Raw genomic sequence first — 19,721 nt, 5'->3', positions numbered from 1 at the left:
AAAACAAGTTAGTGAAATGGTTGCTTATTTGTAAATTCCCTCGCGACCATTTGGTAGAAACTGATGCAATTAGCACTTGCCACAACTATACTTAAGCATAGTTGTTATGTGAAAGAAGACCAACAAGCTCCGTTGAAATCATGCAAGGATTGCCAATATGTTAAAGAACAACGAACAGGCTTACGTTCGCGGACAAAAAGCAGCCATAATTTTCAAACACTTGAAAAGGGTTGTGTTAACGTGGGATCAGCGATGTATGGCTTGGGTGAAACACCACAAACTGCCAACATGGCTTGGCCATATGCCGGTAGTTATTGCTGTTTTGGGATCTCTCGCAGGGATTTTATTGGGAGGAGTGGTGATTGCTGGTTGCCTGATTTTCATCTGGGCAATTGCGTTCATACTACAGCAAATTGGCCAGTCAACCAGAGTGCACATAACTAATTGGGATAAACACCCCAAGAGTAGTCATGAGCGTTTTTCACGGGAAAATAACAAAGATAAAAGTACCAACAATGGTATGTTCGAGCCTTATGATCCAGAACCTTATACATATGACGAATACGACAATCGGCATTAGTTATTTCGAGAGGGAGTATAATCTCCCTCTATAGTATTAAAAACTACAACCCTGCGCTTTTCTTCAGGGAATCGACTGCTTGTCCACCTGTATCATGAGCCTTCCTACTACCGGCAGCAATAGCCTTTTCTAATCCCCCCCAGTAGATATACCAGCCCAAGATAACGCACCAACCCAGAAAGCTGGCAAAACAATAAACATCGTCCCCATCACTAGATTCATAATCAGATCATCAGCGCTGTTCTGGAATCCGGCTACATTCCAGCGACTGTGTGAGTCCGAGCTGAACAGTGCCGTCAGCAGCCAGCTGTCCAGCCAGCGCGCCAGCTCCCACCAGAACGTCAGGAAGTTCAGCGCGAATATCACGAACGTCACGGTGATCACGGTTTTGTACTCGTAGGCCGCAAACGCCAGGATAAGCGGCAGCATGACGTATACCGCCATCAGCAGGATGGCCTGCACCATTGGCAACGCCTGGCGCATCGCATCAAACGCCGGATATGCGGCCAGGCTGCCCAGGGCGGTGCCGCCAATGGCGGCCACGCGTGCGGCGGCGTTATCCAGCGTAAAGTCTGCGTTGCCACCATAGCCGGCATAGGCGTGGCCGCCCTGAGAGACCGTCAGGTTAGCCGGGCTCACCAGACGTCGTACCACCGCCTCCTTATAATCCGTGTCGTGCTGTCCCAGCATTTTCAGCGCTGCCGACATACGCAGCATCACGCCCGGCTCAACCTGTTTTACCACACGGGCTTCCAGGCCGGTATCGGCGGCTGACCACCATTCACTGCAGTAAGGATAGCCGCCCCGTCCGGTATTCGGTCGTCCGCTGTCCCGCGCCTCATTCCACGGGAAACTGGCGCGTGGCGTTTTCGACTGCAGGCTGCCGTAGTCGCCCCTCAGGAAGGTTTTCGACCCCAGCCACTCGATATCGCGCAGCGTGCCCTTATCGGTGGTCTGCCCCTGGTCGCGGTTTTTCCAGGTGTACAGCGCCAGCGCGTAGCAGTCACTGGTGAAGTCCTGCAGCTCAGCGGCCAGCGCCGGATTGTTAACCCGGCTGTGCTGCACCTCAAAGCGCACCTGCCTCAGGTCGGGACGGCACGGAATGGTGGCCACCGCCGCCTGGGTTATACCTTTGGATAGCTTATGCACCACCATCCACCACACCGGTACTTTTGCCGTCTGCCCGTTCAGGCTGGAGACGATATTTGCGTATCCGGTGTCTTCAGGCGGTTTCGGCGTCCAGCTGCCGCAGACTGCCGCCCGGCTGCCGTCATACTTAAGCGTGTCCAGGCTGACGTTCAGCAGCGGCACGCAGCAGGCAATCATCACAAAGAACGCGCCGTACAGCAGGTTCTCGATGCGCGGCAGCGACAGCATGCCTTTATTGCCTTCGTCGTCACCTTCCTCCCGCACCTTCAGCCAGATACCCGCCACCTTAAACACCAGTGGCAGTACAAACAGCCCGGTGCTCAGCAGCACGCTCCACAGGCCATTACTCACCACCCAGCCGAGCAGCGTCAGAAAATATTCCAGATAGCTGTTGGTCATCATGACGGCCTTCCTCCGTCGCTCAGCAGCGCGTATTCACACGCCAGGATAAACAGCGCGCTGGCGATGGCCATGCGTCGCAGCGGCGCTTTATACTCCGGCCGGCAGTCCGGGGACTGCCAGATTTTCCTGAAACCCCAGACCAGTGCGGCATAGAGTGCAAACCGCCAGGCCAGCCAGCCGTGGCGGGTACTGTGCATCCAGTCGCGCAGCGCGGCGCTCTCCTGCGGATGACCAATACCCCAGTGGGCGATGGCCAGCGTAATGACCATCATGGCGACGAGCAGGGCAGACAGCTTCAGCACTCGCCCGGCTCTGTAACCGAACCATCTGGCCCGGCGGGACGGGTGCTGTTTGCAGCCTGTTTTTGATTTACTCATTTCAGTTATCCCTGTCATTCTTTGTCACCTTCAGGCACGGCAAGCTGATTAAACCGGGCGTCCGCGTTGTCGGTTGCCTGGCGCTGCGGGTTCATGTCAGCGCGGTTGTTCTCCCGCTCGATAATGGTCAGCACCGCGTTACGGGATATTTCACGCTTCATCTCCATCTCGTTCTTCAGCGCGGTAATTTCCCGGTCCAGCGCCTCAATGCGGCGGGCGCCTTCTTCGGTGGCTGACTTCAGCGCCGCGGCGTTTGGCTCTGACATGCCGGTGGTTATCATCCGTCGCATGATCAACGCCGTTTCAATGGTATCGGCCAGCGCCAGCTCGCTGGCCAGGCGGGCAACCAGCGCGGCGTTGTCCGGGTCGCGCTGCAGGGCGCGGATAACCCCGGCGGTAACGCCCAGGCTGCCGGTTTTCAGCTTCGCCAGGTTAGCGGCGGTCGGCTTCTCAGCGCCGTTGACCAGCCGGGCCAGCTGCTCGTTGTTAACTTTCGTTGCCTCTTCCAGCATCGGGGCAAAGCCGGTGCCGGCCACGGTGCTGCCCGCCTGCTCGGTGCCGTCACCGCTGGTGCACTGCGCCGCGTCCTTACAGGTGCGCAGCGAGGTGTCACCCAGCACCTTCACCACGGCGGCAGCCGCCGCTTCGCTGCTGGGGTATTTCGCGCAGGCACCGCCGGTACAGCTGTCGCCGGTGACGCTGGCGGTGCTGGTCACCGGCTGGCTGTTCATCATGTTGTAGCCGGCGGCCACCAGGTCGTGAGTGGGTTTGATGGCGGGCTGACCGGCACCGCCGCGCTTCTGCCCGCCGGTCCAGGTCTGGCCCGACTGCCCGGTGACCTTTTCCGTGGCGTTCATCGAGCGCACCGCGTCCGTGTCGCCGCTGTTCACCAGGCTTTTCACCTCCTCCATCGCCGCCGCCTGGCTCCAGCCGGCGCTGTCGCTCATCGCCACCATGCGTTTCGACAGGTTCTGGCAGTTGAGCTGCGCCTTGTCGAAGGCGATGCCGCTCTGCAGCACCCCGTTGCTGAGCATTTCATACAGGCCGGGGTTGGCGCGCTGGATAATCATCGCGGGCAGGCTGGCCACCGCCCCGGTCGCCCCCTGAATCACGTTGCCCATCAGGCTCTTAAATCCGTCCGTCACCCCGTTGAGCTGATTGCCGACAGTGGTTTTCAGGTCGAAGTTGCCGCACATCAAATCCGAGCTCCAGCCGAGGTTCATGCCGAGGCGCTGCATATTGCTGCGCCTCGGCGGCTGGGAAATCACCGAGCCGCCGCCCAGCGAATAAAACAGCTTGTCCGACACCGCACCGCTGGCGTTTTTCCCGTAGCCGATATTGCTGTCGTTCACCTGCGGTAACGACACGTCAAACAGCCTGCCGCTCCCCTCATTGTTATCTGCAAATGCGCCACTGCTGATTACAGTGAACAGCAGACCGCTTATCACAACAGCCCGGGGCGACAGGCTGCATCGCTCCCGGTATACCCCATCATTTGTGTTTTTCATCACCATCGTTTATGACTCCGTTAATAATCGGTGTTGTAGAGGAAGCGCTGCCCGCGGCGCTGGCAGCAGCTGTAGGGCTGCCACAGGGCAAAGGCGGCGTTCGCATCGGCAGCAGCCGGATGTTCGCCATCAGGAAATACCGCGCAGGAGGAGCTGAGCTGCGGCGACAGGCGCTGCCATTGGTGGTTGCGGGTCCCGGTGTTCTCTTTAACTGCATCCGGCGGCCAGTAGCCTTCTGAACGCTGACCCGTCAGCGGCTGATAGACGTGGGGCTGACCGGTACGCGTAATAATGTCAGCCACGCGCTGCGCCACCAGGGCCCCCGCCTTGTCATCATCAACCTGAGTAACAAACCCCGAGCGGGGATAAACGTTGCCCCACATGTTCGCAGCAGCCTGACTACCCAGCTCGCGCTGCCCCGGAATCAGCGCCTCGGGATAAAGCGACTCCGGCATGCCGCTGCGCCAGACCAGGCTGTCCAGCGTGCTGAGGAAATAGGGAACAAACGGCGTTGCCGCACTGCGGCACGAGTAGCCGGAGATGCTGCCGCCGATTAAAGAGGTCGCCGGATGGCCGAAGGCATCGGCATATTTGAAATGCAGGTTGGTTTGGCGCTGGCCGGGCAGTTTCAGCGCGCTGTTGCCGCCGCCGGCAGACACGCCCGCCAGCGCACCGGTGATGCCGTTCTCCAGGCCGCCCGTGCTCTGGCTGACCATCGCCATTTCCTGCCAGGGATTGCCGCCCGGCGTGTGGTAGACCGACACCACCGCCTGCGGAATAAAGTGGGTCACTTTGACCGAGGTGCGCACCTTGCAGCCAAATGGCGTGCAGAACAGCCAGTAGCAGATGCCGCTGACGCGCCAGCTGATGCAGGCCTGCGATACCGCGCTGGCGACAATCTGCGCGCTGTTCAGTGCCGCCGTCGCGGCCGGTACGCTGGCCGCTGACAGCATAATGGCTACACTAAGGGATGTGAGGTTAAGGCGTGACTGCCGCTGGATCACCCGATATGAAGGGGGTTGCTGCATCTCACCGTCCTCCCTGCGCGCGCAGCGCAGCGGCCTGCGCCACGTCGGCCGTGCCGTACACCACATCCTGGTCATCGAACACCACCGCCGGCACTTTTTTAATCCCCAGCTCCCGGGCGCGGACCACGGCTCGCCAGGCGGTTGTCAGTTGCTGTTCGTGCTCCCGCCACTGCGGTGAGCGGATAATGGCTTTCGCCTGACGCGCTGCCTCATCCGGGTCAGAAGGCAGCGCCCCGAATATCTGCGCCTGCAGCTGCTCCGGACCGTCGAGATAAATGACGGCCACTGACGCATCCGCGTTGCGCGGGGGATGGTGAGAATCGGTATAGAGTACCGTACCGGCGTAAACCGATGCCGGCATCAGCAGAGGGAATAGCGTCAGCAACAAAGGGATTTTCATGACCTGCACTCCTGCGTGGACTGGAGCCACACAGGGTGCAACGTTCAGATTTTCAGCACAGCAAAGAACTCTTTACCGGATTGTGATAATTTAATTCCCTGCACAATAAATGGATAATGCCCGCAAATATCAATGGAGATGGCAGTTGCGTATGAAAAAAATACTTTCCCTTCCCCTCGTACTGGCAGTTGCTGGCTGCCCCCTCACAGAGGCCGTGGCAAAAAACCAGAGCTGTGAGCAGAGAAAGGAGGCCATCCAGCGTCAGATGAGCTATGCGAAAAAATACAATAACGCACATGAGCTTGCAGGTCTGGAACGCGCCTTATCAGAGGTAAAAAGGAACTGCAGGGATCCATCCTGGCGATACAGCGATGAAGATGACATACGACAAAAAGAGCGCAAGGTTAAGGAGCTTCGCAAAAAGCTGGAGCGTGCAGAGGACGATCTTGACAATGCCCGTGATGATTAGTTTTCCCGGCAGGGGTAATCACAGGAATGATGCAAATAATGAAACGACGTTATTTATTTTCCCTGCTTCCCGTGCTGTTCATCATTGGGTGTGCGCAGAGAAACACTGCACCTGAAGCTTTTCAGAAAAAACCACTTATGCAGGTTCAGGTCGATTTATCGCCTCAGGCCAGAGAGGCCCTGCTACGCGGAAATGAAAGTATTATTGTTTCTGCAAGCTGGTACGGATGGCCACTCCCGGGAAAAGAAAATGCCGCAGATGATGTCGGACAAATTGATCTCGGTCGCCCGCAAATTCTTCTGCCCGCCAGCGCTGGAGTAGCCCGGTTTGCCCCGTCGAGCCTGAAGTCAGAGAGGCTTGACTGGATTAAAGAAGGCGTACAGGTGGACGTCAACGTGTATTCGGCACGACACCACTGGCCTGATAATATTCTCGCCTGTGACGCTATCGATGGCGCTCTGTCCGAAGTTAACCGCCAGACTGTCATGCTGAATTGCTCACTCATCAGCGAGCAACAGCCTGGACGGGTGGGTGGGCGGCAATACGAACCACGGAAAACTATTCTGGCCGAATAAACAGGACATTAAACTCACATCTATAATGAGATCATGTATTCAATGTATGTATCGCCATGTGGATGAGCAAAAAAGTGAACGGTTTAAGCCCCCTGAAATGTAGGCATGTAACACTAACATTTTCGTTGTTTGCTTAATGCTCGATCAACGCATTGAATACATGCGCTTTTTCTTGATGCGAGATAAAACATGAAAATAAAAGTCCTCCCTCTGGTCCCTGTTTGCCTTGCTGGTTTAAGCGGTTCGCTGCCGTTAGCCACCATCGCAGCCTGTTCATCCACTTCTCCTGTAAGTGGCGCCACCATCACTTGTACCGGGGTGACAACTGCCGGCGTGGTGGCAGCAACCGGCAGTAACAATGTCACGATTAATATCGATTCAACGGCATCCGGCAGTTTTTCTCATTCCGGTACACCGACACCCTTTTCCGTAGACACCTCCAGTTCCATCACTAATAACGGCTCATTGGGCTTATCTGGCGACGGAAGCGGCGTTGCCAACCGTGGCGCTGTGCTCATCGGCACAGCCAGCGGCAACACGCTGACTAATGGCACGTCGGGCAAGCTGAGTACCACCGGTGCCTACAACGACGGTATGGCGGCCAACGGTAATAATAACACCCTGATAAATAATGGAGCGATTACCACCACAGGCAACAACTCCTACGGCATGAACGCCGCCTGGGGGCAAAGCAATCCGGGCGCGTCGGGAAATACGATGACCAATACCGGAACGGTAACGACCTCGGGCAGCAACGCCAGAGCGATTTCATTACTGGGGGGGAGCGGCACGGTTAACAACAGTGGCAAGCTGACCACTACAGGCAGAGATGCGCCGACGGTTTATATGCAGGGGAATAACGCCACGCTGAATAACAGTGGCTTAATTCAGTCTACCGGGACGGCGACGTCGAGCGGCAGCGTTGATGGGGTGGTGTCGAATACCCTTGGGAGCAGTTTTACTGCCACCATTAATAACCTGGCTGGCGGGCAAATTATCAGTAATAACGGCATCGGGATCCGCTCCGCCAACGGCAAGACGGCTATCACTAATGCCGGATTGATTAAGGGGGGAGGCGGCATCGCCATTCAGGGCGGCAACGGCGATGTTGCCCTGACGCTCCAGACCGGCTCGCAAATTATCGGCCTCGCTGACGGCGGACGGGGCAATAGCGCCGTCACGTTAGAGGGAACGGGTACAGCGTCTAACGCTTTTACTCACTTCAGGACGCTAACCATGAAGGGCAGCGACTGGACTTGGGCCGGCACCGGCGCGTTCACCACCGCCCTGGTGCAAAGCGGAACGCTTGATCTCACCGGCACGCTAGGCACCAGCACCGGTTCGGTGACGGCTTCGGTAAGCAGCGGCGCGACGCTTCAGGCGAATTCAACCAACCTGCCGCTGTCGGTGAACAACAGCGGATGGGTTCGCTTCCTGCAAAACAGTGATGGCGACTATTCGGGGGTTATCACAGGGAGCGGTGCCGTTGAGAAAAGCGGTAGCGGCGCGCTACGGGTTACGGGGGTCAACAGCCACAGCGGCGGGACGACGCTTACCGGTGGGATGCTTCAGGCTGCCGCAGATAGTGCACTTGGGGCGGCTGCGGGCGGGCTTATTTTTAATGGCGGTACGCTTCAGTTCGGCAGCGCTTTTGACCTTGCGCCATCCCGTGCGGTGTCGATAACGGCCAATAGCGGGACCATTGATACCCAGGGTTTCACCTCAACTATAGGGCAGGGGATAACCGGTGCGGGGGGGTTAACCAAACTGGGCAGTGGTACGCTGGTACTTAATGGTGTCAACAGCTATGCAGGCATCACAGGGGTATATGCCGGTACGCTAGTGGTCGGGGAGAGTACCCACGCTTCAGCGGCTATTGCTGGTGGCGCAATGGTCGCTTCCGGTGCCGTGCTCGGGGGTTACGGCTCGGTAACTGGCGACGTCACAAATAGCGGAACGCTCGGGGTGGCCAATGCGCTGCCGTATCTTTCTGCTGGCCCTGTGGGCAACTTCAACATCAATGGCAATCTAACCAACCCGGGGCTGATTCAGCTCGGCGGCAGCAGTGTAGGCAATACCCTGACTGTTGCAGGCAACTACAGCGGTCAGAACGCCACGATTGCGCTGAACTCTGTACTGGCGGGTGACGGTGCGGCTTCGGACAGATTAATCCTCAACGGCGGCAGCGCAACGGGCAGCAGCACGCTGGCCGTGACCAACAGCGGAGGCGGTGGGGCGCAAACGCATGCGGACGGGATCCAGGTTGTGCAAGCCATCAACGGCGCGACCAGCTCGGCGAATACCTTTCGTCTGTCCGGCAGCACCCTTAGCGCCGGGGCTTATTCATACTATCTGGCGAAGGGCGGAGTGTCGGACGGCAGCAATAACAGCTGGTATCTGCGTAATACCGTTGTCGTCCAGCCTGTCGTGCCGGTTCCACCGGATGAAGGGACGCCAACGCCTCCGGTTACGCCGGGAGAAGGGGCGCCAACGCCTCCGGAAAGCGTGACTCCGGTTACACCGGCGGAAGGAACGCCAGACTCCATCGTCGAGGCAGGCAGGGGCGGTCAGGTTTCGGGCGGCAGCGAGACGATAAATGTTTACCGCCCAGAGGTGGCGCTTTACGCAGAAGCACCTGCGGTTGTCCGCCAGCTTAATCTCCAGCAGATCGACACTTTCCACGACCGTCAGGGTGAGCAGAGCCTGCTCACCGGCGATAGCAAAGCCCCGGCATTCTGGGCCAGAAGCTGGGGAAGTCACGCGGATATTCACCAGCGCGGTGATGTTAATCCTTCCTTCAACGGCACGCTGTGGGGGCTGCAGCTGGGGCAGGATTTGTATACCGCTACGCAGGACGGCGGTGCGACCCACCATGTTGGCGTGCTGTTCGGTTTCTCCAGAGCCACCGGTGATGTCGACGGGTTTGCACTGGCAAAGCAAGGGATGCGGGTTGGGAAATTACAGCTTAATAACTACAACTATGGGGCGTACTGGACCCGGGTTGCGTCTTCCGGCTGGTATACGGACACGGTATTAATGGGCAGCGCGCTGCGGCTGAGTACGAATTCGGTGAACGGCGTGGGCGCGTCCTCCAGTGGCAATGCGATTACCGGCTCTATTGAAACGGGGCTTCCTGTCAGCTTAAGCGAAGGGCTAACCCTGGAACCCCAGGCGCAGCTGGTCTGGCAGAGAACCTCGCTGGGTTCGCTGAATGACGGGGTTTCCGACGTTCGCTGGAACAACGGCAATACCCTACAGGGGCGAGTCGGCGCGCGTTTGCAATGGGCGCTCGAGGCAAACGGCGTTAACTGGAAGCCTTATTTGCGTGCCAACGTTCTGCGGTCATTCGGGCAGGATGATGAAACGGCTTTCGATGGCAGTACCACCATAGCGAACAGCATCGGACAAACTGCCGGGCAGGTGGGGGCGGGACTGGTGGCGCAGGTTAGCCAGAACGGCAGCCTGTATGCCACGACGGGTTACCTGGCTAATCTTGGCGGCGAGCATCAGCGCGTGGTCACCGGGAATGTCGGCGTGCGCTGGACATGGTAGGGGCACAGTGGAAGCCACCCAAAATATTTTCCTGAGAGTCAGGCATCACTGGGTATGAGCCTTGTAACTACCATTGTCTCAGAAGCAGCATGGAAGATGTGGGAACCTACAGGGATAATGCGGTAAATGGAACGCTTCAGGAGCAGCCTGAAACACTTGACCAGTCCCCTGTCAACGTAAAATCCCGGTAAAAGCCAGCGCGCAAAACGCCATAACTTATTCCTGCGATCAGGCTGCCACCAGAGGCCGGTGCAGAACATTATTCAGATACAGCAGCAGATACACCACGTCCGCCGCATCCGGTACCGTGATATACCAGCGGGGATGCGCGTAATGCTCCGGCAGTAGCCACAGAGTGTTGCCTGTCACCGTTACCAGCAAATCGATGCAGCGCCCCAGTCGTCCCTGCAGATGCAGGGCCACGCTGTTGCGGCTGCCATTCCGGTGTGGGTGAACCGTCAGTGTGACCGGCCCGGACAGCCGCGCCGTGATGGCGCGGTACAGCGTATCCAGTGCCTGCCCGTGCATGACGCTGACCGTTGCCGGGCCCTGTGGCGGCAGTGAAAACAGCGAGGGGCTGCTGCCAGTATGATGAGCACAGACAACTGGCTCCGGGTACTTCAGGGCCATCATGCCGCAGCCTCCCCCGCAGACCGGGCCGGAATGCCCCGTTTTCTGTCCATGCTTTCCGCCACTTTATACGCGGCGTCCAGCTCACTGCAGCCGTACTCGTCCATCAGTGCACGGCGGGCGGCCTTCTCCTCTTTTTCCGTCTGCCCCAGCGCCAGGTACAGGCTGGGGGGCACCGCCCGAAACAGCGCTTCGAGCTTTTTCGACAGCACCACGCCTTCGGTATAGCAGCCGGACAGCTTGCCGGCCGATAACAGCACGACTTTCTGCTCGTCAGTCAGCGCCTTAAAGCGGGCAATCTCATTCACCTCTTCCGGCGGCATGGTGAGACAAATCCACCACTCCGCCATGTTCAGCATCTTCGCGGCGATGTCCGGGAAGTCCTGCAGGTTCTGCGTCGCCAGCCACAGCCAGGCGCCCAGCTTGCGCCACATTTTGACGATTTTGGTCATGTACGGTGCCAGCAGCGGGTTCACCGTCACGATATGCGCCTCATCCACCGTAAACACGATATCCCGTGCAGAGTACTGGTCACGTTCGGCAATGTTGTTGATGGTGTTGGTCAGGCTCACCATGGTCAGCGCCATCTGCGCCTCATACCCTTCGCGCGCCAGGTGACCGAGATCAATCATCGTCACGTCCGCCTCCGGCCACAGGCTGCCCTCGCGGTTAAACAGCTCCGCTTCAAAGCTCCCGGCCTGGGTAAACATCCCCAGCGACTCCGCCATCTCCGCCGCTCTGGCCCGTCGCTGCGCGTTGCGGATCTCGCTGCCGTCGTCCCGGGAAATGACATACAGCGCCTTCTGCAGATCGGAGGGCAACATCTGCCGCCCCTCGTCATACGTCTGACGCGCCGCCATCAGCAGCGCTTCGCGGATCATCGCGCGGTCGGCGCGTTTCAGCCCGGCCTCTTCCCCCGCATCACCGCCGGTGATCATCATGCGCGCCGAAATTTCCATTTCGCCGAGGTAATCGCGTTTGTCGCCATCTTCGTCATCATCAGCATCGATATCCGGCAGGCTGTTTTCATCCAGCGCCAGAGCGGTCTGCGGGTCCTCAACCAGTTTGTGCGCATACGAGAACGGCGGCAGCGAGACGCCGCTGCCCGGTTTGATACTCACCTTATTGACGGTAAGCCCCTGACTGGCAAAGTAATCGGCCAGCAGACCAAACGAGTTCCCCGCTTCGGCAATAAACAGCCGCGGGCGGTGCACCGCCATCACCTGCGACAGTGCCGCGCACAGCGTCGCCGACTTGCCCGCCCCGGTCGGCCCGAACAGCAGTAAATGAGCATTCTGGCTGCGATCGAGCCTGTTGAGCGGGTCAACCGTCAGCGTATCCCCGCCGCGGTTGAAAAAGCTTAAGCCCGGGTTACCGGTGCCGGTCTCCCGCCCGGTCACCGGCAATAAGCCCGCCAGGTGCTGCACCCAGGTCAGGCGCGTGTACCAGTGTTTTTTGTCGGTCTCGGGGTTAAAGCACATCGGCAGCGCCCGCAGGTACGTATTGAGCGGTGCCACGTCAAACTCCGGACGTACCGGCTGCAGACCGGCACCGAGCAGGATGTTAGTCAGGGCAACACGCCTGTGGTTCAGTGTGGTCAGGTCAGCGGCGCGCAGCAGGAAGGTGATGCCAGCCCGGTACAGCTTGTGGCGGTTGCCAAGGTATTCCTTTACCTGAGCCACGTCCTGGCGCACGCGGCCGGATTCGGTATTCTCGCCAACCGCGTTTTTTGACAGCCGGTTGAAATCATTCTCGAGCCGGTCCTGTGGCTGCACCACGACAGTCATGCACACCATCGTCCCTTCCGGGAACGCATCCATCAGCGCGCTGATTTTCTTCTCACCGCGCTTCATTTCCCCGGTCAGGGTGCCCGGCTCCGGGGGGTGGCGCAGTTTTTCAACCGGAATGGCGCAGTGCGCCTGGTTATCGAACCACCACACGCCGTGCTGCGGATCGGACTGCGGCGGGGTAAACCACAGCGTCTCGGCAAAGTCGTTCATTACTGGCATCGCGCCATCCGGCGTATCACGGCTGTCAAAATACGCTGCCTCGCGGTACAGCGCCTCTTTATCCACCCACTCAGGTTCGGGGTTAAAGTGACGCAGCAGCCAGTCATGCACCTGCGCCCCGTTCTGGCGGACACAGATAATGCCCGCTCCGGCCAGCGCGCCGGTGACGCGCTCACAGGTCTGGTTCAGCATGGCCACCGGCGGCATCGGGTCAGCGTTGCTTTTACCGATCCGGCGGTACACCACCATGCGGGTCCTGCGCTGCTGCCCGCGCCACGGCTGGTCGGTGATCAGCGTGTCTTTAAACAGCCCCTCCTGCCGCGCGACGCCGCGCAGGTGACGCTCCGTTTCTTTTAACCAGTCTTCCGTGAACGCGCTGCCCCGGGCATGGGGTTTGACGTAGTTTCTCAGCCGGTCGATATACGCATCAACGTTGTTCTCATCCTGGCAAAAGAACTGCACCACCCAGGGGTTTTCGTCATGCTCGTCAAACGAATCCTGCAGCGCGTCTTCCACCGTGTCGCGCATCTGCTCCAGGCGGTCGGCGGTACGGCCCTCGGTGGCCGCCGGCGTGATGTCAAAAACGGCACCCACCGAGACGCCGTCGTCCAGCAGAATGCACTGTTCCCGGTCAAGAAACTCCGCCCATGGCAGGTAATCAATGATGGAGGGACTGGCGTGATACAGCTGCTGTTCGTCCTTTACCGTCATTTTCCCCGGACGCGTCAGGGCTGCGCGTCCGGCCACCGTCAGCGGCACACCCTCACCGGTGACCATCATGGCTTCAGGGGTAACGTCGACAGAGGTCGCCGGCTTCCGGCGCGTCAGGCGCTTTTTATCAAACAGGGAAAATCGCATCAGTACGCCTCCGTCCGTTCGCCCGGCATCGCGTATTGCACCTGGCTGTAGAACGGAAACACGGTGCTGTAGCCCGGCACCGGCGTGTTGCCGTTGGCCAGATGGGGAAACACGTACATCACCAGGTCAGGATTGGGCAGGCGCGGAAACTGCTGGCTGATTTCGCTTTCCTGCGTGCGGCTGTAGCTGCTATCGGCAGCGGTCGCCGACTGCTGTTCCCCGTCAGTGAGCGGCCTGCGCAGGCTGTCACGGGCGGCTACAGCATTGCGCGCGGAGCCGCCGCCGTCTTTACCCTGCCACAGTTCCAGCATGGTATTATCACCGGCTGGCAACATATCTTCTTTTGATGTCGAGCAGCCGCTCAGCAATGTGGCAATCAGAACAGCGGCCATCGTCACCTCTGTTTTTTTCATCATCATGAAATATTTCCCCTGTGTTCAGTCCAGACCGCCGGTGCTGCCGTCAGCGTCCGGCAGGCTGAAGTCGTCATAACGCACTTTGCGGCCCCTGTCCTCGTAATCCAGCGCCAGCTGGCGGGTAATATGCACCGCCAGCGTCTGGCCTGGCGGCACGTACACGGCGTCAAACATCATGCCGTAACGTTCACGCACCCAGTCGACTGTCTCTTTCATTCCGCCGGACAGCGCCTTGCCCAGCATCGCCTGGCCGGCACTGCCGGTCATGGTCGAGGTGATGCCGTTGACGTTGTTCTGCGTGGTGTACTGCCCCTGGCTGATACCCTCGCCGGCGGCGCTGGCGGCAGACAGGGCGGCAATGGTTGGCAGATAGGTCGAGGCATTGGATTTGCGCTCGCCGCCGATGCACGGAATACCGTTGTCATCCGAAATCCAGCCGATACCGGCGCTGGTGCTGACGTCCTTCGCATTGCCGCCAGAATTCGTGTTATTTCCATTGGCATTCATGTTGGTGTTGGGTTTTGGCAACGTGCGCACGGTGCCGTCGGCAAACACAAAGGTGATGCTGTTGACCTGGCCGCGCACGCACGACAGCGTCCAGTCGCCACTGGCGGTGCCGGAGACAATCGCCCCCTCAACATCCGGTAATTCAATGCCGTTGGCCGTCAGGTTGTCTTTGCCAATCATCAGTTTGAACGGATAGGGGTCAGTTACGGTGCCATTAACCGGTACGCGGCCCAGCAGTGCGGTCATCGAGCGGCTGCCGACCAGCGTCGAGTTCTCGGGCAGCGTGAACACCGGCTCAGCATGCTCTTCAGCCCCTTTTTCATTGGTGTGACCTTTCACCTGCTGCTCATACGCGGCTTTCTGGCGGGTCAGCGCGTTATCGGCCAGAAACGACGTCGGGAACTGCGGCCCGTCTTTCGCGCTGCCTGCCTGGCGCGGGTCGGGTTCTTTCTGGTCCTTCGGCCCCACCCACATCAGGCCATCGCTGCCCGCTGTGGCACTGCTTTCGCCGGCACCCATGCCATCCAGGCCAAGCCCCAGCGGGATATCGCTGTCGCTTCTGGCTTTGTCCTTATTCAGGGCAAGCTGGTCGGTCAGGCTCTGGATTTTACCCATCAGCGTCTGCTGTTCCTGCTCGAGCTGCTGCTGGCGCTGTTGCGCCTGCTTCCCGAAGTCAGCCATCGCGTTGCTCACCTGACCGGAGACATTCTGGTCGCGTCGTCGAAGTGCCTCGTTCTCTTTGAGCACCTTATCAATATTTTTCTGCAGCTCTGCCTGCCGGGTCCTGGTGGTGCGCAACGTACCAATCAGCGTGCGCAGCGTATCTTCCGGCGTATCGCCTTCGACACCGAGCGCATGCAGTTCCTCCTGCGACAGGCTACCCAGCACCGGGTGGCCCGGTGATGACGACTCCGTCGTTCTGCCACCACCACAGCTTTTCAGCCCAACCGCAATGGCGGCGGCCAGCACGCCTGCAACAACCACCTTCGGCAACAGATTGGATTTAACGCCTGCCATGGTTGCCCCCTTGTTTCGCCGCTTTCACTGTTTTGGGTGTTACCGCAGGCTCAGCGATGAAGGCACCGTCCGGGCGACCGGCCGTCACCAGATACAGGGTGGTGGTGTCTTCCGGCGTCCCCACGGGCCCAAGATAACGGTGCTGGAAGGTGGCGGTGACGAACTGCCCCTGCAGCAGGCGCGGGTCGAGGGTGATTTTGCGACTGGCGGTGTTCTGCACCTTCAGGGCCACCACGTTACGGCTGCCAGTGCCCCAGCCTGCCAGCGGCGTGATAGTCAGCGGCTCGGACGGGTACAGCGTGGTGATACGCACGGGCAGGTGGTGGTTAACCGGACGAATACCGTGAACGGCTTCAACCGTCCGCACCGGCCCGTACAGGCTCTGTGCCGCATAGCGGGCCAGCACCACCGGCAACGGCGCGCTGTATTTGATTTTCCTGCGTTTCGCCTGTGACTCGCCATCAGATCCGGATGTGGCGCTACTGCCGCCCGATGGGCCGGGAGCGTCATTGCTGCTGACCGACGTCACCTCACCGCTATAGACGATGCGCACCGGCTCGGCAGAGCCTTTGTCAGACGCGGTAACATCGAGGAGAATGACCTCCCCGTTCTCCACATCCTGCAGCTGCAGGCGGGTCTGCGGGAAGGCGCTGTCGGCTTTAAGATAGACTGCGCCGCCGCTGCTCTGCACCCGCAGCTTACCGTTGAGCGCCGGCGGGAAGCCGACGCGCACATTTTTATCGGCAAACAGCACCCGCTCCTGGCCGACGGCCAGCGGGATTTGTAATGGAATACGCTCCCATTTCATCAGCTCCTCTGCCTGGGCAGGCTGCGTTGTGAACATCAGGACCGGTGGCAGTAAACTCAGGGAAAGCGCCAGTACAGGTAATTTCATCACTGGAATACTCCTTTTTTCTCCGGGGTCGGTGTTTCCGGGGCGGCGGCAAGACGCAGCGGCATGCTGTCGTAACAGTCCAGTGCAAGCCCGAACTCATTGCGCTCCGCATCGCCTTCGGCACGCACCACTTTAAGCGGGTAGCGGGTCAGCGCGCGCTTGACCGGCTCGCCGGCAAAGGCCTCGTCCGCCACCAGGTCAAGGCGCACCACCCAGTTATCCCGGCCCTTCACCGTCACCGGACTCGGGTTATAACGGCCGCCATAACCGTGCTCGGGGATTTCGAACACCACGCGCGTCCTGCCGGCCAGCTCGCCGCTGTCGCTGCGCTTTTTCGCCTCCGCCTGCAGGACGGTCTGACATGAGGGCGTCAGGTAGGGTGACAGAGCGCTGATTTTTGCCGGGTAGTCTGCTTCGCCGTTTTTCGGCCAGGCGTTAAGCTGCTGGAAGATATAGAAGGCAAAGCTGTACACCGTGGATGGCGGCACTTCCCACCAGGCTCGCGTTGAGCCGCTGCGCAGGTCCGGCGGATTGTGGATGGTGAGGTTAGCCGGTGCCCGCATCCAGCCGATGCTGGTGACCAGCAGAAAAAGGACCAGCACGCCGCAGGCAATACGCAGGGTAAGAATATGCTGGTCGCGGTTTTTTACCGCGTGTCGGAAACGACTCATGCGCCCCCCTTAACGTAGCGGCTGCGACGCAATGACCAGCCCTGTTTATCGATAATCAGGGCGGAGTCGCCCCAGCCGATGCGGCGCTTACGCATCTCAAGACGCTGCCAGATGTAGTTCTCCGGCTTGCCGCGCTTAAGTCGCGTCAGCCGGCTGCCGCCAAACCAGATAACCAGTAGGGGCATCACCAGCATGCCGGTGGGCACCACCACCCAGCCGGCAAGCGGAAGAAACGGCAGCGAGGCGAGCAGGCCGAGCCCCGTGCCTGCCATCGCGGCCAGTCCCATCTCCGGGGTGGTAAATCCGCGGAACACCACCGGCTCGGCGTTGAGGCGGTCGGGCAGAAAACGAATAGTCTGCATGGCGGGTATCCTTACACCAGGATTTCAGCAGATTTGCCGACCAGCCAGATAACGGCAACCAGCAGCACGACGCCGACCACGATAATGGCGCCAAATTTACCCCAGTTGGATTTTCCCTCACGCACCTCGTGGAAAGTAGTGATTGCCGCATTCGCCACCACCAGGAACGCGGCGGCCGCCGCAACCAAGCCCAGGATGACCAGCCCGTCCTGGAGATATCCCTTCAGCGTGTTCATCAGACCGCCACCGCCGCCTGATGACGGCGGTTCAACATTGGGCAGTCCCGCAAGGGCTGGCTGAGTGACCAGCCAGGCCAGGGAAAGTATCAGCGCCGTGCGCGGTGAAAAACAGCGTAAACGTTGTACAACAGGGTTCATAACAGGTCCTTACAGACAGAAAATGAAGATGAAAAAGAGAAAAGCGCATTCCGGACCGGCGTCCCGGGACGCCGCTTGCCTTAGCTGGCAAACATCCAGATGCAGAACAGCAGCAGAACGACCAGCCTGACGGCAAAATGCACCAGCGCAGCGTTGCGGACTTTTTCGTTGCCCCAGCCCTTCCAGACATCCGTCAGCGCCCAGGCCGCCCACACCAGCAGCGTCGCCAGCAACCCACCGATACAAATCAGCGACAGGAGACTGACTTCAACGCCCCCGCTGGCCGCCTTAAAAGCCAGCTCCTGTGCAGGATTCATCAGGGGCGCTCCCTGCGGTAATTGCCCGCGACAGAACCCGCATCACGGGGCTGCGCCCGCGAAGGTGCCAGATAACGGTCAATGCCGGTATCAATGGTGCTGAGGTCAGCGGTCGCACGGCGGTAGTCGAAAAAGAAACGACCGCGCTCTGCCGGGTCGGCCTGGACCGCCGCCACGCGGGCGCGCTCCAGTGCGGCCTGCACCTGAACCAGCAGGCGCTGAGCGGAAGCCAGCTCGTCTTTTTCAGCCGCGCAGGCGGGCTGTCCCGCCAGTAAAGCCAGCGCCATCAGGCTGCTGGCAACGAAGGGGATTTGCATTCACGAACACTCCTTAGACATTCAGAGCGTCCATGATGCGACAAGGGGGAAGGCGGGGCAGCGGATAACTCTTTATGATTTTTTGATAATTTTGCCGTACCACGGAGTGATGCTGCTATTAACGGGGAATAACGGTTATCCTGAGAAAGAGAGTGGTGTCGTCGCTAATCCATAATCTGTCGGAGTCTGTGGGCATGGTTCCAGCGATGGACAAGCTCAACATCGCCTTTCATCTTGTTACAGGAGCAAAGAAAATATGCTTAAGCTGATTGTTATTACCGCATCGTTAACATCGATTTTCTTAAGCTCGTCGGCATTCGCCTCTCGCCTTCCCACCCCGGTCTATCGCTATGATGCTGAAGATGACAGCGTAGCGCTGCATCATAAAACTGCTAAAGATATTATTCCGCGAATAACCCTCGATGGACGCACATATCGATTCGAAGAAAATACGCTTGTTGATATTCAACGCGCCCTGGGAGGTGAAATACATCACACGCAGCGAACGGAATGGATCTGCTTTTATAACCGGGCGGACCAGCAGACCTTGTGGTTCCTGTCGAATAAAGTGATGCAGCATGGACGTTTGTCCGGTGTCGCCATTTCCCAGAATGGCTCCTCTGCGGACTGTACTAAAACGGATAAACCGCTATCAGTTAGTTATTCTGTTCCTGGTCCCGGCGCGCAGCACCAGACGCTTTCCCGTTATTTTGACACCCCTCCTGGCGCAGGTAGCCCGGACAGTTTTTACTGCGAACACGCCCTTGATAAAGGGGCAACCCAGCTTAACGGCCTACAGTATTATTTTACGGGAGATAAAGTGTCTGAAATACTTTTCAGTCAGGTCACCACGATGTAGCCGGGGGTGACTCTACGTCAGTAGTTTTAACCGATGCCAACTACTCAGTGGAGCAAACGGCTGATAGCGGCGAATACCCAACATTGGGGATATGACGGAGAGTCTGACCCGCATGCTCGCTGCACAGATCCCTTTAGAACTCAGTTTTACGTCAGTGCTCAACATCACTGAAGAACGTCAGACAAAAGGTTTGAAATACATGGAAAATGCACGGAAAAATCTGGATATCGGGCTTACCGACGACGAAGCGATTTCGCTGGTTTTACTTCTTGAACGCCTCAGGGAGAACGGGGTTGGTCCATATGCCTGTAACCTGTCAGAGTCTGAGGATATGGTTACAGCAATAGATAAGCTCACCATCGCCCTTCATCTTGACGGTTACGTTATCGGGGGAAATCCCGACGTTACCCCTGACGGTTGCGGATAACTGACGCGCCGTAAATGTT

20 protein-coding genes and 1 pseudogene are annotated in these 19,721 nt (G+C 58.8%); 6 read left to right on the top strand and 15 right to left on the bottom strand.

Annotation, left to right across the window (positions count from 1 at the left end; genetic code table 11):
• The first annotated feature begins 157 nt into the window (after window positions 1–157).
• Window positions 158–580: a hypothetical protein gene (locus QRY16_RS14370; protein WP_289777068.1), complete on the top strand. Its 423-nt coding sequence runs from the start codon at window positions 158–160 to the stop codon at window positions 578–580.
• Window positions 581–623: 43 nt separating this feature from the next.
• Here the strand turns inward: QRY16_RS14370 and QRY16_RS14365 are convergent.
• From QRY16_RS14365 to QRY16_RS14345, 5 genes and pseudogenes are all read right to left on the bottom strand, one after another.
• A pseudogene (locus QRY16_RS14365) lies at window positions 624–2,131 on the bottom strand (conjugal transfer protein TraG N-terminal domain-containing protein).
• The gene (locus tag QRY16_RS14360; RefSeq protein ID WP_289777067.1) at window positions 2,128–2,508 is read right to left on the bottom strand and encodes a hypothetical protein; all 381 of its coding nucleotides are present in this window, start codon (window positions 2,506–2,508) and stop codon (window positions 2,128–2,130) included. Before QRY16_RS14360 ends, QRY16_RS14365 begins: the two are co-directional and overlap by 4 nt.
• A gap of 14 nt (window positions 2,509–2,522) precedes the next feature.
• Complete coding sequence (locus QRY16_RS14355; RefSeq protein ID WP_289777080.1) at window positions 2,523–4,016, bottom strand: integrating conjugative element protein; 1,494 nt, start codon at window positions 4,014–4,016, stop codon at window positions 2,523–2,525.
• 20 nt (window positions 4,017–4,036) lie between these two features.
• Window positions 4,037–5,044, bottom strand: a complete 1,008-nt coding sequence (locus QRY16_RS14350; protein WP_289777066.1) for a TIGR03756 family integrating conjugative element protein — start codon at window positions 5,042–5,044, stop codon at window positions 4,037–4,039.
• Window position 5,045: 1 nt separating this feature from the next.
• Window positions 5,046–5,444 carry a TIGR03757 family integrating conjugative element protein gene (locus tag QRY16_RS14345; protein ID WP_289777065.1) on the bottom strand — a complete coding sequence of 133 codons (399 nt, stop codon included), beginning with the start codon at window positions 5,442–5,444 and terminating at the stop codon, window positions 5,046–5,048.
• A 109-nt stretch (window positions 5,445–5,553) separates the two neighbouring features.
• Here QRY16_RS14345 and QRY16_RS14340 point away from each other — a divergent pair, with 109 nt between their 5' ends.
• From QRY16_RS14340 to QRY16_RS14330, 3 genes are all read left to right on the top strand, one after another.
• On the top strand, window positions 5,554–5,913 hold the full coding sequence (locus tag QRY16_RS14340; protein ID WP_289777064.1) for a DUF1090 family protein: 360 nt from the start codon (window positions 5,554–5,556) through the stop codon (window positions 5,911–5,913).
• 38 nt (window positions 5,914–5,951) lie between these two features.
• Window positions 5,952–6,488, top strand: coding sequence for a hypothetical protein (locus tag QRY16_RS14335; protein WP_289777063.1), 537 nt, complete (start codon window positions 5,952–5,954; stop codon window positions 6,486–6,488).
• Window positions 6,489–6,677: 189 nt separating this feature from the next.
• Window positions 6,678–10,040, top strand: a complete 3,363-nt coding sequence (locus tag QRY16_RS14330; RefSeq protein WP_289777062.1) for an autotransporter outer membrane beta-barrel domain-containing protein — start codon at window positions 6,678–6,680, stop codon at window positions 10,038–10,040.
• A gap of 228 nt (window positions 10,041–10,268) precedes the next feature.
• Here QRY16_RS14330 and QRY16_RS14325 read toward each other — a convergent pair whose 3' ends face one another.
• The 10 genes from QRY16_RS14325 to QRY16_RS14280 form a co-directional block, all read right to left on the bottom strand.
• Window positions 10,269–10,673: an acetyltransferase gene (locus QRY16_RS14325; protein ID WP_289777061.1), complete on the bottom strand. Its 405-nt coding sequence runs from the start codon at window positions 10,671–10,673 to the stop codon at window positions 10,269–10,271.
• Window positions 10,670–13,537, bottom strand: coding sequence for a conjugative transfer ATPase (locus QRY16_RS14320; RefSeq protein ID WP_289777060.1), 2,868 nt, complete (start codon window positions 13,535–13,537; stop codon window positions 10,670–10,672). Before QRY16_RS14320 ends, QRY16_RS14325 begins: the two co-directional genes overlap by 4 nt.
• Window positions 13,537–13,950, bottom strand: a complete 414-nt coding sequence (locus QRY16_RS14315) for a TIGR03751 family conjugal transfer lipoprotein (RefSeq protein ID WP_289777079.1) — start codon at window positions 13,948–13,950, stop codon at window positions 13,537–13,539. The genes QRY16_RS14320 and QRY16_RS14315 overlap by 1 nt, the downstream gene beginning before the upstream one ends.
• Before the next feature lie 24 nt (window positions 13,951–13,974).
• The gene (locus tag QRY16_RS14310; RefSeq protein ID WP_289777059.1) at window positions 13,975–15,477 is read right to left on the bottom strand and encodes a TIGR03752 family integrating conjugative element protein; all 1,503 of its coding nucleotides are present in this window, start codon (window positions 15,475–15,477) and stop codon (window positions 13,975–13,977) included.
• Window positions 15,464–16,375: a TIGR03749 family integrating conjugative element protein gene (locus QRY16_RS14305; protein WP_289777058.1), complete on the bottom strand. Its 912-nt coding sequence runs from the start codon at window positions 16,373–16,375 to the stop codon at window positions 15,464–15,466. The genes QRY16_RS14310 and QRY16_RS14305 overlap by 14 nt, the downstream gene beginning before the upstream one ends.
• The gene (locus tag QRY16_RS14300; RefSeq protein WP_289777057.1) at window positions 16,372–17,043 is read right to left on the bottom strand and encodes a PFL_4703 family integrating conjugative element protein; all 672 of its coding nucleotides are present in this window, start codon (window positions 17,041–17,043) and stop codon (window positions 16,372–16,374) included. The genes QRY16_RS14305 and QRY16_RS14300 overlap by 4 nt, the downstream gene beginning before the upstream one ends.
• Entirely contained in the window at window positions 17,040–17,405 is a 366-nt protein-coding gene (locus QRY16_RS14295) for a TIGR03750 family conjugal transfer protein (RefSeq protein ID WP_289777056.1), read from the bottom strand. Before QRY16_RS14295 ends, QRY16_RS14300 begins: the two co-directional genes overlap by 4 nt.
• An 11-nt stretch (window positions 17,406–17,416) precedes the next feature.
• Window positions 17,417–17,782: a TIGR03745 family integrating conjugative element membrane protein gene (locus tag QRY16_RS14290; RefSeq protein ID WP_289777055.1), complete on the bottom strand. Its 366-nt coding sequence runs from the start codon at window positions 17,780–17,782 to the stop codon at window positions 17,417–17,419.
• Window positions 17,783–17,862: 80 nt separating this feature from the next.
• Window positions 17,863–18,099, bottom strand: coding sequence for a TIGR03758 family integrating conjugative element protein (locus tag QRY16_RS14285; RefSeq protein ID WP_289777054.1), 237 nt, complete (start codon window positions 18,097–18,099; stop codon window positions 17,863–17,865).
• Window positions 18,099–18,416, bottom strand: coding sequence for an integrative conjugative element protein, RAQPRD family (locus tag QRY16_RS14280; protein WP_289777053.1), 318 nt, complete (start codon window positions 18,414–18,416; stop codon window positions 18,099–18,101). Before QRY16_RS14280 ends, QRY16_RS14285 begins: the two co-directional genes overlap by 1 nt.
• Before the next feature lie 256 nt (window positions 18,417–18,672).
• On the opposite strand from QRY16_RS14280, the gene QRY16_RS14275 reads away from it, so the two are divergent.
• Both QRY16_RS14275 and QRY16_RS14270 read left to right on the top strand, forming a co-directional pair.
• Window positions 18,673–19,275: a hypothetical protein gene (locus tag QRY16_RS14275; protein WP_289777052.1), complete on the top strand. Its 603-nt coding sequence runs from the start codon at window positions 18,673–18,675 to the stop codon at window positions 19,273–19,275.
• Between the two features lie 112 nt (window positions 19,276–19,387).
• Complete coding sequence (locus QRY16_RS14270; protein WP_289777051.1) at window positions 19,388–19,702, top strand: hypothetical protein; 315 nt, start codon at window positions 19,388–19,390, stop codon at window positions 19,700–19,702.
• The last annotated feature ends 19 nt before the right edge of the window (window positions 19,703–19,721 follow it).

This window comes from Mixta mediterraneensis, from assembly GCF_030283135.1.
GTDB classification, from domain to species: Bacteria; Pseudomonadota; Gammaproteobacteria; order Enterobacterales; family Enterobacteriaceae; genus Pantoea; species Pantoea mediterraneensis.
Note: the sequence above shows the minus strand (reverse complement) of the source record. Positions and strands in the feature narration are given on the sequence as shown.